The following is a 14,185-nucleotide window of genomic DNA, read 5'->3' on the forward strand; positions in this document are numbered from 1 at the left end:
GCGATCAGCATATCATATGCCCGGCACCCATAACTTGTTAGTATACTGAATGTCTTAAGCACAACATACTGAGCGTACTGTCAGATTTACTCCTGCCAGGCAGGAATCTCCTGATGCCCAATCACCGAGCAGCAACAATGCGGCTGTGCATGACTATGGAATCTACTACGCAGCTTCCTGCTTCTGCTGACTCTATGGAATATAGGCTCTTTCATCATACATTGTCAATTACATTGATTTCCACTTCTAAAATATTTTAATTTTAAAATGCCGGGATTTTGTGACTAAAACGACATAAAAGAGCGCTATTTCGATATCGATTCTGTCATTTCCTCGGAAATAATTTAAATTTACTCATGAAAAAAATGGTTCTCTTAGTGGTAAATGCGCCCACTACTTTAGTCCTACATTCTATTCAAATAATCATAATCGGTGAATATTTTGCTTAAAATACTTCTGTTTACTGAAGGGATAGGATGGATTTGTGGTCAGCCCTTTTGATATATTCGATAAAACAATTCTATTAAACAAACTCAAAAAAGCCCGGCAGACTAAGCCGCCAGGCTTCAAAGAATCGTTTATTTGCCGAACACATTAATCCGGTTAACCGCTTTTTGCAGCGCAATCTCTGCACGACGGTGATCAAAGTGGTCCTGATTGCTTTGGCTTGCAAGCCGACGTTCTGCCCGCTCTTTCGCCGCACGCGCACGATCCACATCAATGCTTTCCGGGAATTCAGCACTCTCTGCGAGTACAACAACCTTATCTTTACGAACTTCGATAAACCCGCCACCGATAGCAACTCGTTTATTTTCTTTTCCGTTATGGATATAGATTGGTGCAATCTGCAAAGGTGTAACCATAGGAATATGACCTGGCAGAATGCCCAGTTCCCCTTCAATACCACGAGCCGTAATGCTATTCACCTGTTCTGAATAGACCAAACGCTCGGGTGTTACGATTTCCAACAAAAAGGTGCTCAATTCCATCCCTCCTGAAACTATCCGAAGGATAGCCCACATAAGGACAATCCTGGATTCAGACTAAACCAGTGTTTTGGCTTTCTCCACTGCCTCTTCAATTGTACCAACAAAGAGGAAAGCTGCTTCCGGAAGATCATCATACTTACCTTCGAGAATCTCTTTAAAGCTGCGCACCGTTTCTTTAACCGGAACGTATTTACCTGGAATACCGTTAAATGCTTCAGCAACGTGGAAAGGCTGGGACAAGAAACGTTGGATTTTACGAGCACGGTATACAAGCGCTCTATCTTCTTCACTCAACTCGTCCATACCCAGGATTGCAATGATATCTTGCAATTCATTGTAACGTGCCAAGATACGTTTAACGCCTTGAGCTACGCTGTAGTGTTCTTCACCTACAACTTCAGGGGACAAGATCCGGGAGCTGGAAGCCAGTGGATCTACCGCAGGGTAGATACCCATCTCGGAAATTTTACGCTCCAAGTTCGTCGTTGCATCCAAGTGGGCAAACGTCGTTGCAGGAGCCGGGTCAGTGTAGTCATCCGCAGGCACGTAGATGGCCTGGATGGATGTTACAGAACCTTTTTTCGTTGATGTGATACGTTCTTGCAGTTGACCCATTTCTGTTGCCAGCGTAGGTTGGTAACCTACCGCGGAAGGCATACGTCCAAGCAAGGCAGATACTTCTGAACCCGCTTGGGTGAAACGGAAGATATTATCGATAAAGAGCAACACGTCACGGCCTTCTTCATCACGGAAGTATTCCGCCATCGTCAGACCTGTGAGGGCTACACGAAGACGTGCGCCTGGAGGCTCGTTCATTTGTCCGAAGACCATTGCTGTTTTGTTGATAACGCCGGAATCACTCATCTCGTGATACAAGTCATTACCTTCACGTGTACGCTCACCAACACCCGCAAATACGGAGATACCGCCGTGCTCTTGTGCGATGTTGTTGATCAATTCCTGAATGGTTACCGTCTTACCTACACCGGCACCACCGAAGAGACCGATTTTACCACCTTTAGCGTAAGGAGCAAGCAAGTCGATAACTTTGATTCCTGTCTCCAGCATTTCTGCTTGGGTAGTCAGTTCATCAAATGCAGGTGCTGAACGGTGAATCGGGTTCTTGTGCTCAGCAGCTACGGCACCGCCAGTATCAATTGCTTCGCCGAGTACGTTAAATACACGACCCAGTGTTGCTTCTCCGACGGGTACAGAGATTGGTGCTCCTGTATCTAAAGCTTCCATACCACGAACAAGTCCATCCGTGGAGGACATCGCAATACAACGTACTCGGTTGTCACCCAGATGTCTCGAAGCTTCGAGTGTAAGGTTCACACTTACGCCGCTCTCACTTACTGTAGTGATCGTAATGGCATTGAGGATTTCCGGCAGACCGCCGCGATCAAACTCGACGTCAACAACCGGACCCATGATGCTCACAACGCGTCCTTTGTTCATCTTAACGTTCCCCTCCTACAAGCCTGCTACTTTTGCAAAAATAATGTACCGTTCGTTTATCTTTGCTCTGCAAGCCTTCATTAATAAAAAAACGGTTAGCCTTGTGCTGCGTTGGCACCTGCCACAATTTCCGTAATCTCCTGCGTAATCGCCGCTTGACGGGCACGGTTATAGGTCAATGACAAGTCGTTAATGAGTTTAGATGCATTTTTGGTTGCATTACCCATTGCCGTCATTTTCGCGCCGAGCTCACTTGCCTTACCGTTCAGAAGTGCACCATAGATCAGCGTTTCCGCGTAACGCGGAAGCAGAACCTCCAGTACAGCTTCAGCAGACGGCTCGTATTCGTAGCTTGCCGTTGGTCCTTCCGCAGCAGTTACCTCAGGTGTTTCCATCGGAAGAAGTTTTTCTACCGTAGGAATCTGGGTCAACGCATTCACAAAGCGGTTATAACAAATGTACAATTCATCAAATTCAGCCAGTTCAAACCCATGAACAGCTTCGTGTGCGATGGATTTGATGTCTGCAAATGAAGGCGAATCCGACAGATCCGTTGTTGTGGATGCCATCGCAATTTCACGACGTCTGAAGTAATCGCGTCCTTTACGTCCAATGACGAACAATTCGTAGTCATCCTGGGAGTTGTGGCGCTCTTTGAGCGTCTGATTAACCTGACGCAAAACGTTCGCATTGTATCCACCTGCAAGACCACGGTCCGATGTAATGATCAGGTAAGCTGTCTTTTTGACCGGACGGCTCTCCAGCATCGGATGCTGTATACCTTGCGTGCTTGATGCAATACTAGCTACAACTTCTTTCAGTTTCTCCGAATAAGGACGGGCTGCTTCCGCTTTTTCCTGCGCTTTACGCAGTTTTGCAGCAGCTACCATCTCCATTGCTTTGGTGATCTGCTTGGTGCTTTGTACGCTTTTAATTTGCCGCTTAATTTCGCGCATGCCTTTTGCCATGATTTCACCACCTTAAAGTTTTGACAAAGTCAAAACTACATCGTAAGCACAACCCTACTTTGACGGGGTCAAAGTTACTTCGTAAGCATCATCTTTTTTTGACAGAGTCAAAGTATTACATGCAGACATGCGGAATCGGTTAGACAACTCCGCACCTGCAGTCATTTATTTAGACAGAGACAGCAAAGCTCTTTCTGAACTTCTCAATTGCACCTTTCAGTGCATTTTCGTTGTCTGCAGTCAATTCTTTAGTATCACGGATGGATGCAAGAATTTCCGGATGACTGCTCTCCATGAAGGCAAGGAACTCACCTTCGAAACGAGTCACATCACCTGTAGGAATTTCATCCAGGAATCCTTTAACGGCTGTGTACAAGCTGACCACCTGTTGTTCTACGGCCAGAGGCTGGTTTACACCTTGCTTCAGGATTTCCATCATACGTGCACCACGATTCAGGCGAGCCTGAGTCGCTTTGTCCAGATCGGAACCAAACTGGGAGAACGCTTGAAGCTCACGATATTGAGCGAGGTCGAGACGCAGGGAACCTGCAACCTTTTTCATCGCTTTGATCTGAGCAGAACCACCGACACGAGATACGGAAATACCTACGTTGATTGCCGGGCGTTGTCCAGCATTGAACAAGTCAGCTTCCAGGAAGATTTGTCCGTCCGTGATGGAGATTACGTTCGTTGGAATGTATGCTGATACGTCGGAGGCTTGTGTTTCAATGAACGGCAGTGCGGTTAAAGAACCACCACCCAGTTCATCATTCAGCTTCGCAGCACGCTCCAGCAAACGGGAGTGCAGGTAGAAGACGTCACCCGGATAAGCCTCACGGCCCGGTGGACGACGAAGCAACAAGGAAAGCTCACGATATGCAGAGGCTTGTTTGGTCAAGTCATCATAGATAACCAGAACGTGCTCGCCTTTGTACATGAAGTACTCACCCATCGAACATCCGGAATACGGTGCGATGTACAAGAGTGGTGATGGATCGGAAGCTGCTGCAGTTACAACGATTGTGTACTCCATTGCGCCTTTACGACGAAGAGTTTCCACAACTTGAGCAACCGTAGACTGTTTCTGACCAATAGCCACATAGATACACTTCATGCCGCTACCTTTTTGGTTCAGGATCGCATCAATCGCGATGGATGTTTTACCTGTTTGACGGTCACCGATGATCAACTCACGTTGTCCACGACCGATTGGAACCATTGCATCAATGGCTTTGATCCCTGTTTGCATCGGCTCATGAACCGATTTACGATCCATTACGCCTGGTGCTTTACCTTCAACCGGACGGAATTCCGTTGTAGCGATTGGCCCTTTGCCATCTACAGGAATACCGAGCGGGTTCACAACGCGTCCAATCAATGCTTCGCCTACAGGCACTTGCATGATTTGGCCAGTACGTTTCACTTGGTCACCTTCACGAATATCGTAGTAAGGTCCCAAGATAACGACACCGACATTGCTTTCTTCGACGTTCATGGCGAGTCCCATAACACCGCTTGGGAATTCAACCAACTCGTTGGACATGACGTTCTCAAGTCCGTAAACACGAGCGATACCATCACCAACCTCGATTACCGTCCCGACTTCGACTACATCGATATCGGTCTTGTATTGTTCGATTTGGCTCTTAATTAATGTACTGATTTCTTCTGGTTTGATACTCAAGTGTCCTCACCCCAATCTACTGTACTCGTCTGTTAAAAGACTGCTCAAGACGTTCGAGCTTGCCAGCCAAGCTGCCGTCATAGATCGTATCGCCAATGGCGACTTTCAATCCGCCCAGCAGAGTCGGATCAACAATGTTCTCGATACGAATCTTTTTATTCACACGGCCACCGAATTCACGGGCTACCGCTTCTTTTTCTTCATCATTCAACGCATAAGTGGAGTAGACACGTGCATCAGCGATGCCCAGCGACTCACCTTGGATCTTCCGATAATCATTCAGCAAGTCTCCCAGCAATTCAACGCGTCCGCGTTCAATTAACAACAAAACTGTACGAAGGACAGGTTCGGATACCTTACCATCAAGACTTGAGTGAAGCACGTTCTGCTTGACTTCATCAGAGATATTAGGAGATACGATAAATTTCTCGATATCTGCATCTCCGGTCAATGCACTGACTACCGCAACCAGTTCCTGTTCAACCTCAAGCACCTGCTGTTGCTGAAGAGCAACTTCGAACAATGCTTTCGCATAACGCTTGGCAACTATCGTATCGCGGCTCATTGTCGGCCTCCTACCTCATTGAGGTATTGGTTCACAAGTTCTTCTTGTGCAGGACCGTTCTCAACTTCTTTTTTGATCAACTTGGATGCAATCTGAACGGAAGCTGTACCCAGTTCGCTGCGAAGTGCTGCGACTGCTTTGTTCTTCTCGCTCTCGATTTCGCGTACTGCATCGTCTTTCAGACGATTAGCTTCAGCTTTTGCATCAGCCAAAATCGATTCAGCTTGTTTGCCACCTGTTTGTTTGGACTGTTCAATGATGTCGTAAGCATCTTGACGTGCTTGTTCAAGAGCTTGTTTTTGTTCCTCCACATAGGCAATGGCCTGTTCCCGAGTCTGTGCAGCCTCATTCATCTGCGTCATCACGAGTTCACGACGTTTTTCCATAATGGAGAACAAAGGCCCGAAGGCATAACGGCTAAGCAGCCAATATAAAATTGCAAATGCAACAATCGCAAGAAGCGTATTTTCCCATATGAAACTCAATCTGTTCACTCCTTCCTGGAGGTATCCTTGAAACGTCATCCGTTAGAACGGACATTACCTAAAAAGAAGGCGCGGATGGCTATGGCCTTCCCCGCCAAACCTTTAAAATTTGATTAAGCCATACCGTAGAACATGAACGCGAGTACCACACCGATGATCGGCAATACCTCGATCAAACCTACACCGATAAACATTGTTGTTTGAAGAGTGGATTTTGCTTCCGGTTGACGGGCAATACCTTCCACCGTTTTGCTGATTACCATACCGTTACCAATACCTGCGCCAAACGCGCCCAGTCCTGCAACAATTGCTGCTGCGATTAATGCCATTGCTCCCATTTGTATATCCTCCTTAAAATGATAAATCGAATTTTTTATTGTTCAGCCTGGTGAAGAAATCTTCGTAGGGCTTGAAACTTAATGCTCGTCATGCGTCTCGATGCTCTGTGAAATGTACACCATCATCAAGATAACAAACACAAATGCCTGGATCGCGCCGATAAAGATACTAAAGCCTTGCCACACCATAAGTAGCGGAATCGCTGCAATAGCACCAAACACTTTGAATGTGGTCAGTTTCAGGATCGTTGCGATCAGTACCTCACCAGCGAAGATATTCGCGAATAAACGCATACCGTGTGTCAACAGCTTGGATGCCGTCTCAATCAAGTTGATTGGCAAGAACAAGGCGAATGGCTTGAAGTAATGCTGGAGATACCCTTTGGTGTTACGGAACAATCCAAGTCCATGAGATACAAGGAACGCTACGAGAGCAAGTCCCATCGTTACAGACAAGTCAGCTGTTGGTGATTTCCACCAGGCCAGTTCAACGTGTGGGTGTGCTTCAGGGTCCTTGGCATGCGCTTTTTCAAACGCCTCCACCGCTGTAACAATCGGCTTACCGAATACCTGTGCCTGATTAACATCTGTTACCTCAGATACAGCCACGAGCGGAAGTCCGAGCATGTTCCCTACAAAAATGAACATAATCATGGAAAGAGCGAGAGAGATAAAATGTTTACCTTTCTTCATATCCATTGTACTGGAAATCAGATTGCGGACGAATTCTACTGCCCACTCCATAAAATTTTGCAGCTTGCCGGGATTTTCAACGGATAATCTCCGTGTTGCCAGTACAGCAAAAATAAAAACAATTGCACCTGTAACTACCAGCATCAACAGAACCGATAGATCCAGTCGAAATCCGCCAAGCATAATAATTGGAGCTTCATGCATATTTTTCTCACCCCTTTCTCGACTTGAAAGCTGCAGCCCTTAACATCATTCTGCTCTGCGGGAATAGACAATCCCTATAATCAATAAGGAATATTGTGCAATGACGAGACCGCCTGCAACCGCATATGTATTGAAGTACTGCGGAAAGCGCATCGATATGAATATACCGAGCACAGCGAATGCCGCTCTTGTCAAAAATCCCAAGTTGACACGCTTCAAGTTACCTTCTGCCGCATCATCAGACATTTTCCTTACTTTGTAGCCCAGGTAAAATGCATTGATCCAGCTAACTCCTGTACCCAGGGCCAGTCCCAAAGCAATTGTCTCCACACGTGGCATAAAGGCCGCTGCGAGAAAACAAATCATAAGAAAGTACATGACGAAAACAGTCATCGATCTGCGGTATCTGGTTAGTTCACTCATCACTTTCCCCCATGATTTTTTTCGCGATAAAGTAGATGCTTACACCGCCTGCCGCAAGAAAAAAGAGAACGCTTACGGCGATCCATATTCCGTTACCTCCGATGGTCTTGTCCAACCAGGAGCCAGCGTAATATCCGGCAACAGCGAGAATGGCAATCTCGATCCCAAAAGCTGTCACGAGTCCCATCGCTTTCCATACATTATCGTCATGGTTACGGGATGAATTTGGTTTGTTCGAATCGGCCATTTTCCACGCCACCCTTGCAATCCCAGTTAATTTTACTGAATGATGAGAGCCTTTGTCAATTGAATGATTTTAGCGTTTTAAAGGGGGAAACGACGGGAATACAGACCCTCAAAGCCCATAAACCCGCGTAAACCGTACAGTTTAACTGTATGCTTGCCCTTTATAAATCCGTCAGAAAAAATGTATTATTTTTTGAATTTTCTGTGAAATGATTCCGGACGTTCACTATTTACACCGAAATGATGCAAAATCGCATTGACAATTCTTTCCGAAGCATGTCCATCACCGTATGGATTGGCAGCCTGGCTCATGCTTGCATACAGGGTTTTGTCTGTGAGCAGAGCTTTGGTCCGTTCATACACACGTTCCTCTTCGGTACCTACCAATTCCAGCGTTCCGGCTTCAATACCTTCCGGGCGTTCTGTTGTATCGCGCAATACGAGCACAGGCACACCAAACGAAGGTGCTTCTTCCTGCAAACCGCCTGAATCGGTCAAAATCAAGTGAGTGTGCGGGTAAAAGTTATGCAAATCCACCACGTCTAGTGGATCAATTAATTGAATACGGGGATGATTCCCCAAGATCGCGTGAGCCGGCTCCTTCACAGCAGGACTTGGATGCACCGGGTACACGATGGCAATATCTTCGAATTCGTCGGCAATCCGTTTGACGGCCTGGAAAATGTTGCGGTGAGGCTCGCCTTGAGATTCACGGCGATGAGCTGTCATCAGCACAAGGCGTTTGCCTTGGGCCCAATCAAGTACCGGGTGTGTGTAGTCCTCCCGTACAGTATATTGAAACACATCTGTTACCGTGTTGCCTGTGACGTACGTACTAGACTCCGATTTATTTTCTTTGGCAAGATTGGAAGAAGACCAATCCGTAGGCGCAAAGTGTAGATCAGCCAGTACTCCCGTCAGCTGACGGTTCATCTCTTCCGGATATGGAGACAGCTTGTTCCACGTCCGCAGCCCCGCTTCCACATGTCCTACCTGAATCTGTTGCAGGAATGCTGCGTAGCTCGCTACAAAGGTAGTTAATGTATCCCCGTGAACCAGTACAATATCCGGCTTAGCTTCGGCTAACACTGGCTCCAGACCGCCAAGAACACGAATTGTAATTTCATTCAATGTCTGACGGTCCTTCATCACATCCAGATCATAATCGGGATGAATGTCGAAAACTTCAAGTACCTGATCCAACATCTGGCGATGCTGCGCAGTTACGCAAACAATAGATTCAATAGACTCAGGGTGTTTCTGCAATTCCAAAATAAGCGGAGCCATCTTGATGGCTTCCGGACGCACCCCGAAGATCGTCATAACTTTAATTTTGTTGGACATTCGAGCAAGCCTCTTTTCTACTCCGCATGCAATATGCTTATTTAGTGCCGTATAGACGGTCTCCTGCATCTCCAAGCCCTGGAACGATATAACCATGATCATCCAGACGGTCGTCCAATGCTGCTACATAGATGTCCACATCGGGATGTGCATCTTGCACAGCTTTTACGCCTTCCGGTGCCGCAACCAGGTTCATCATCTTGATTTGGGTACAGCCACGTTTTTTGAGCACGTCAATAGCTGCAATTGCCGAACCACCCGTTGCCAGCATCGGATCAATTACAATCAATTGACGCTCTGTTACGTCTGTAGGCAGTTTGGTGTAGTATTCTACCGGTTGCAGTGTTTCCGGGTCACGGAACAGACCCACATGTCCAACTTTTGCCGCTGGCAACAATTTCACAACGCCATCCAGCATTCCGAGTCCTGCGCGCAGAATCGGCACCAGTCCGAGCATACGTCCAGAGATAACTTTACCTTGTGTTGCAGCTACAGGTGTCTGTACATCAATCGTTTCCAGTTCAACATCTCTTGTAATCTCATAAGCCATCAACGTTGCTACTTCATCCACCAATTCACGAAAATCTTTCGTATTCGTACGCATGTCGCGTATAAACGTCAGTTTGTGTTGAATCAAAGGGTGATCACATATTACTAATTTTCCCATCTAATTTGTCCCTCCGGTAAGTTCTTCATGTTCAGCATTTCCAAATATACCTAGCCACCATTCATGGGCTCGATAAATCCTGTATATTATATCATCACCAACAACGAATTACACCATCAAAGGGCACCCAATCATTACAGATTACCGAATCCTATAAAAAACAGGACCGGAAAATGATCCATCCGGTCCTGTTTTGCTCCTGCTGTTATGTCGTTGAGAAAATGAAAATGATGAATACAATGGCACTCCGCCTACAGAATGATCCTTCGATCGCTGTTATCCCCAGATTTTTTTTATTCTCCTTTTAACAAGGGAAAAATCCGGGGATAAAGGCGAGCGCTTCGCTTCTGCGGTCTCATTCTGTCTGCTTCGTTTTTTTGTATCCCATTTTAAGAACATCTCAAATACAAACAGCATGAGCAAAGTTTTTTAGTATTTAAGATCGGTATAGAGCGGGAATTGGTCTGTCAGTGCAGTCACTTCTGCACGAGCTTCATCCAGCTTCGCTGTATCTTTTGGATTTTTCAGCGTTTTGGCAATGATCTTACCGATCGCTACCATCGCTTCTTCGTTCATGCCACGGGAAGTTGCAGCAGGTGTACCAATTCGAATACCACTCGTTACAAACGGGCTTGTAGGGTCGAATGGAATTGCATTTTTGTTCACGGTAATACCGATGGAATCAAGCACATGCTCAGCTTCCTTACCTGTGATGTTCACACTGCGTGTGTCGATCAGCATCAAGTGGTTATCTGTACCACCAGATACGATGTTCAATCCTTCAGCGATCAGTGTTTCAGCCAGAACCTGTGCGTTTTTTACGACATTCTCAGCATACGTTTTGAACGAAGGTTGCAAAGCTTCTCCGAATGCTACCGCTTTGGAAGCGATCACGTGCATCAGAGGTCCACCTTGGGAACCTGGGAATACGGCTTTATCAATCGCTGCTGCCCACGCTTTGCGGCACAGAATCATACCACCACGAGGTCCACGCAGCGTTTTGTGTGTAGTTGTTGTTACGAAATGCGCATGTGGAACCGGGTTTGGATGCAAACCAGCAGCAACCAGTCCTGCGATGTGAGCCATGTCCACCATGAACAAAGCGCCTACATCATTGGCGATGGAAGCTAGCTTTTCAAAATCAATGGTACGCGGATATGCACTTGCGCCTGCAACGATCAGACGAGGACGGTGTTTGAAAGCCGCTTTGCGTACTTCATCATAATCAATCAGGAATGTATCTTCCTGTACGCCGTATGCTACAAAGTTGTACAGCAAACCAGATGCGTTAACCGGGCTACCGTGTGTGAGGTGTCCACCATGGGCAAGGTTCATACCAAGTACAGTATCACCAGGTTTCAACGCTGCAAGATAAACTGCCATGTTCGCTTGTGCACCGGAGTGAGGTTGAACATTCACGTGTTCTGCTCCGAACAATTCTTTTGCACGATCACGCGCGATGTCTTCAACGATGTCCACATGCTCACAACCGCCATAGTAACGTTTACCTGGATATCCTTCAGCGTACTTGTTGGTCAGAACAGATCCCATTGCTTCGATTACTGCTTCACTTACGATGTTCTCGGATGCGATCAGTTCGATGTTGTTCTGTTGACGTTTCAGTTCAAGATTCATCGCTTCCAGTACTGCCGGGTCATTCTTGCGCAATTGTTCCATGATTAAATTCCTCCCAGTTATAAGTGAAGTTATAAAGTGAAACTAATGTTTACACGAAAACGGCGAGTGCAACACCAATCTGAAGAAACGAAGTGGTCGCCTAGAAGCTTTCTTTAGAAAGCTACTCCGGAAGCATAGGCTATCACCGGATTTCCCCTTTTAAATAGGGAATTAAAAAATCTGGGGATAACAGCGATCGGAAGATGGTGATGCAATCAAAGTCAGGAGTGTAACCCAATTAGTCTCGCTTTATATGTTAGTCACAAAATGTCGAATCTGGTTGTTCTTCCATACGATACACCGCGCGTTCGCCGCCAATCAACTTCGGACGGGTCAACGCTGTGGTTACACGAGCATCTCCAACATAGCGAAGCGCTGTACGATAGGGTACGGCTACATGCCGGAGATGCATCCCAATCATCGTCTCCCCAATGTCCAGTCCCGCATGGGCCTGCACATGTTCAGCCAGGCATGGATCGGTCAGCGAACGATATGCTGCGGATGCCATTGAACCTCCGGCCTTGGGCACGGGTACTGCACCAACCTCGGTCAATCCAAGTCGAGTAAGCACAGAACGTTCCATTACCAGCGCACGGTTCAGATGCTCACAACATTGGAATACCGTGTCAAAACCGAACTCTTCCTGCACCTCGCGTATACCCGCAAGAAGCTGCTGCGCCACTTCAATGGCACCACTCGTACCAATCCGAGCGCCTGCGACTTCACTTGTGCTTGTACCGATCACAACGATCTGTCCAGGCCCAAGCTGTCCGGCAAGCGCCAGTTCATGCAGAATAGACGCGGTCTGTTCCTGCAATCCGGGTTGTTCCGAATCTAACTCTATAGTCATCCTATTATCGCCTCCCGATAAAATCATGCCCGCTAACTCTTGGTTGTCCTTCGTATTCTTGCACGGCATCTCAGGTACTATTATAGCGAATAATCAGATGAAAGACGAAAAAAAGAGCAGTCTGCGGGTAACGCAGAATTGCTCTTTTGCCCAGGCGACCGGCCGTTTGTTCCGGTGCTCCATCGTGGTTATGCCCACTTCGTCGCCAGTTACACCGGATCCCTGTTTTCCCCTTCATCATAAAACAACCCGCGGCTAAAATCAACGGTTAATTTACATCACGTGTCCTATTTCTATAACCTGCCTCGCAGGATCAGAATTATCCCAGCTTATCCAAAAGCCGGTCCAATGCCGTCCGAATCTCAGCTGCAGCTATATTGTAATCATCACGACTTCCTCCAAACGGATCGGAGATGTCGAAACTTGGAATTCGTTGTCTAATCTCAATGGCTCGCTCACGCTCCGATGCCAGGATCTCTTGGCCAAGGGCACGTTTCATCTCAAGCGTTGCAAACAGGCTGTCCAACTCCTGAACATCACTTAATACCTGTTCATCATCCTCCACATATTCTTTCAATGTATAGGTTTTGTGGACTGAATCGGGAAAAACCTGCATGACATGTTGCTTATGACTCCGTGTTAATGTAAGAACCAGATCGGCCCAACCTACCAGGTTAGAGCTAAGCTGTGTGGAATGAGGTGGACCTTCAACGTTATGATCTCTCAAAACTGCTTCAGCATGTCGGGAGATCGGCATACCCGACGTTGCTGCCACACCTGCGGAGCGAACCTCTACCTGAATGCCACGCTCCGATGCCAATTTTCGCAAAAGCCCCTCTGCCATGGGGCTGCGGCACGTATTTCCTGTACACACGAATAAAATATGTTTCATTGTGTTAGCCTCCCCATTTTACATATGATGCGAATGATATGATATCTCAAGTTTTATTCTAAAATATAAACAAAAGTCCAAACGCAAGCAAGATTGCGCCACCAATAGCTTCGCCGTAATCCCCGAGATTCTGACTCACCCGACGGCCTAATAACAGCCCCATAACCGACATCACCCCGCCACAAACGCCGAAAGCAAGTACGGTCAAGATCAGATCACTGCTAAACATCCCTAAGGATACGCCAACGGAGAATGAATCCACACTTACGCTGAGGGAGAACAAAACAACGCCGAGCAGGGAACGGTGGTCCACCAGCTTTGTATCGCCTTCACGGAATGCATTCAGAATCATATGAGCACCCAGCAAAACAAGCAATCCACCTGCCGCATACGTCGTAATGTCACCGAGCAGGGAGCTGACGTATTTGCCCATATACATGCCGATGAGCGGCATGATGATATGAAATAGCGCCGTTACAATACTGATTCGCAATACATCCCGCAGCCGAATGCCCTTCATGCCAATTCCGATCCCGAGTGAGAACGCATCGAGGCCAAGCGCAATAGCCATGATCAAAATGGTTACCAACTGCCCTACATGGACAGACACATCCCACATCCCCATACCCCCAAGTCACGTAAAGGTTCTTGTACACGATATGCGGACAAGGACCTAAACATGACCGATGAAAGGCAAACGGC

General features: G+C 47.0%; 16 protein-coding genes and 1 riboswitch. All 16 genes read right to left on the reverse strand.

Translation table 11 applies throughout. From position 1 onward, the window contains the following. Positions 1-578: 578 nt before the first annotated feature. Positions 579-983, reverse strand: coding sequence for a F0F1 ATP synthase subunit epsilon (locus tag MKY95_RS30220; RefSeq protein ID WP_036612555.1), 405 nt, complete (start codon positions 981-983; stop codon positions 579-581). Positions 984-1,043: 60 nt separating this feature from the next. Next, positions 1,044-2,447: a F0F1 ATP synthase subunit beta gene (gene atpD, locus MKY95_RS30225; RefSeq protein ID WP_036612557.1), complete on the reverse strand. Its 1,404-nt coding sequence runs from the start codon at positions 2,445-2,447 to the stop codon at positions 1,044-1,046. Between the two features lie 95 nt (positions 2,448-2,542). Then, complete coding sequence (gene atpG, locus MKY95_RS30230; RefSeq protein WP_036612560.1) at positions 2,543-3,415, reverse strand: ATP synthase F1 subunit gamma; 873 nt, start codon at positions 3,413-3,415, stop codon at positions 2,543-2,545. A gap of 169 nt (positions 3,416-3,584) precedes the next feature. After that, positions 3,585-5,099 (reverse strand): F0F1 ATP synthase subunit alpha, encoded by a 1,515-nt coding sequence (gene atpA, locus MKY95_RS30235; RefSeq protein ID WP_036612563.1) that lies wholly within the window; start codon positions 5,097-5,099, stop codon positions 3,585-3,587. 16 nt (positions 5,100-5,115) lie between these two features. Next, the gene (locus MKY95_RS30240; RefSeq protein ID WP_036667767.1) at positions 5,116-5,664 is read right to left on the reverse strand and encodes a F0F1 ATP synthase subunit delta; all 549 of its coding nucleotides are present in this window, start codon (positions 5,662-5,664) and stop codon (positions 5,116-5,118) included. Further along, positions 5,661-6,149, reverse strand: a complete 489-nt coding sequence (atpF, locus tag MKY95_RS30245) for a F0F1 ATP synthase subunit B (protein ID WP_036612568.1) — start codon at positions 6,147-6,149, stop codon at positions 5,661-5,663. Before atpF ends, MKY95_RS30240 begins: the two co-directional genes overlap by 4 nt. Positions 6,150-6,262: 113 nt before the next feature. Continuing rightward, entirely contained in the window at positions 6,263-6,487 is a 225-nt protein-coding gene (atpE, locus tag MKY95_RS30250) for a F0F1 ATP synthase subunit C (RefSeq protein ID WP_017691934.1), read from the reverse strand. A gap of 78 nt (positions 6,488-6,565) precedes the next feature. Further along, positions 6,566-7,384 carry a F0F1 ATP synthase subunit A gene (atpB, locus tag MKY95_RS30255; RefSeq protein WP_017691933.1) on the reverse strand — a complete coding sequence of 273 codons (819 nt, stop codon included), beginning with the start codon at positions 7,382-7,384 and terminating at the stop codon, positions 6,566-6,568. A 45-nt stretch (positions 7,385-7,429) separates the two neighbouring features. Further along, positions 7,430-7,807, reverse strand: coding sequence for an ATP synthase subunit I (locus tag MKY95_RS30260; protein WP_017691932.1), 378 nt, complete (start codon positions 7,805-7,807; stop codon positions 7,430-7,432). Next, complete coding sequence (locus MKY95_RS30265) at positions 7,800-8,054, reverse strand: AtpZ/AtpI family protein (protein ID WP_017691931.1); 255 nt, start codon at positions 8,052-8,054, stop codon at positions 7,800-7,802. Before MKY95_RS30265 ends, MKY95_RS30260 begins: the two co-directional genes overlap by 8 nt. Before the next feature lie 185 nt (positions 8,055-8,239). After that, positions 8,240-9,397, reverse strand: a complete 1,158-nt coding sequence (gene wecB, locus MKY95_RS30270; protein WP_036667768.1) for a UDP-N-acetylglucosamine 2-epimerase (non-hydrolyzing) — start codon at positions 9,395-9,397, stop codon at positions 8,240-8,242. A gap of 37 nt (positions 9,398-9,434) precedes the next feature. Further along, positions 9,435-10,064, reverse strand: coding sequence for a uracil phosphoribosyltransferase (upp, locus tag MKY95_RS30275; RefSeq protein ID WP_017691929.1), 630 nt, complete (start codon positions 10,062-10,064; stop codon positions 9,435-9,437). Between the two features lie 429 nt (positions 10,065-10,493). Beyond that, positions 10,494-11,741 (reverse strand): serine hydroxymethyltransferase, encoded by a 1,248-nt coding sequence (glyA, locus tag MKY95_RS30280; protein ID WP_164783303.1) that lies wholly within the window; start codon positions 11,739-11,741, stop codon positions 10,494-10,496. Between the two features lie 256 nt (positions 11,742-11,997). Then, entirely contained in the window at positions 11,998-12,591 is a 594-nt protein-coding gene (locus tag MKY95_RS30285; protein ID WP_076254013.1) for a TIGR01440 family protein, read from the reverse strand. A 141-nt stretch (positions 12,592-12,732) separates the two neighbouring features. Further along, positions 12,733-12,814, reverse strand: a riboswitch (ZMP/ZTP riboswitch). Positions 12,815-12,910: 96 nt separating this feature from the next. Further along, positions 12,911-13,483 carry a low molecular weight protein arginine phosphatase gene (locus MKY95_RS30290; RefSeq protein ID WP_036612575.1) on the reverse strand — a complete coding sequence of 191 codons (573 nt, stop codon included), beginning with the start codon at positions 13,481-13,483 and terminating at the stop codon, positions 12,911-12,913. A 58-nt stretch (positions 13,484-13,541) separates the two neighbouring features. Then, the gene (locus MKY95_RS30295) at positions 13,542-14,102 is read right to left on the reverse strand and encodes a manganese efflux pump MntP family protein (RefSeq protein WP_036667772.1); all 561 of its coding nucleotides are present in this window, start codon (positions 14,100-14,102) and stop codon (positions 13,542-13,544) included. Positions 14,103-14,185: the final 83 nt, after the last annotated feature.

This window comes from Paenibacillus sp. FSL P4-0176, from assembly GCF_037975265.1.
In the GTDB taxonomy this organism is placed as follows: Bacteria; Bacillota; Bacilli; order Paenibacillales; family Paenibacillaceae; genus Paenibacillus; species Paenibacillus amylolyticus.

Excerpts from the sequence above, each read along its gene's own strand:
- upp (WP_017691929.1), bottom strand. The coding sequence starts at position 10,064 with ATGGGAAAATTAGTAATATGTGATCACCCTTTGATTCAACACAAACTG.
- MKY95_RS30265 (WP_017691931.1), bottom strand. The coding sequence starts at position 8,054 with ATGGCCGATTCGAACAAACCAAATTCATCCCGTAACCATGACGATAAT.
- glyA (WP_164783303.1), bottom strand. The coding sequence starts at position 11,741 with ATGGAACAATTGCGCAAGAATGACCCGGCAGTACTGGAAGCGATGAAT.
- atpB (WP_017691933.1), bottom strand. The coding sequence starts at position 7,384 with ATGCATGAAGCTCCAATTATTATGCTTGGCGGATTTCGACTGGATCTA.
- MKY95_RS30285 (WP_076254013.1), bottom strand. The coding sequence starts at position 12,591 with ATGACTATAGAGTTAGATTCGGAACAACCCGGATTGCAGGAACAGACC.
- atpD (WP_036612557.1), bottom strand. The coding sequence starts at position 2,447 with ATGAACAAAGGACGCGTTGTGAGCATCATGGGTCCGGTTGTTGACGTC.
- MKY95_RS30290 (WP_036612575.1), bottom strand. The coding sequence starts at position 13,483 with ATGAAACATATTTTATTCGTGTGTACAGGAAATACGTGCCGCAGCCCC.
- MKY95_RS30260 (WP_017691932.1), bottom strand. The coding sequence starts at position 7,807 with ATGAGTGAACTAACCAGATACCGCAGATCGATGACTGTTTTCGTCATG.
- wecB (WP_036667768.1), bottom strand. The coding sequence starts at position 9,397 with ATGTCCAACAAAATTAAAGTTATGACGATCTTCGGGGTGCGTCCGGAA.
- atpE (WP_017691934.1), bottom strand. The coding sequence starts at position 6,487 with ATGGGAGCAATGGCATTAATCGCAGCAGCAATTGTTGCAGGACTGGGC.
- MKY95_RS30240 (WP_036667767.1), bottom strand. The coding sequence starts at position 5,664 with ATGAGCCGCGATACGATAGTTGCCAAGCGTTATGCGAAAGCATTGTTC.
- MKY95_RS30295 (WP_036667772.1), bottom strand. The coding sequence starts at position 14,102 with ATGTGGGATGTGTCTGTCCATGTAGGGCAGTTGGTAACCATTTTGATC.
- atpG (WP_036612560.1), bottom strand. The coding sequence starts at position 3,415 with ATGGCAAAAGGCATGCGCGAAATTAAGCGGCAAATTAAAAGCGTACAA.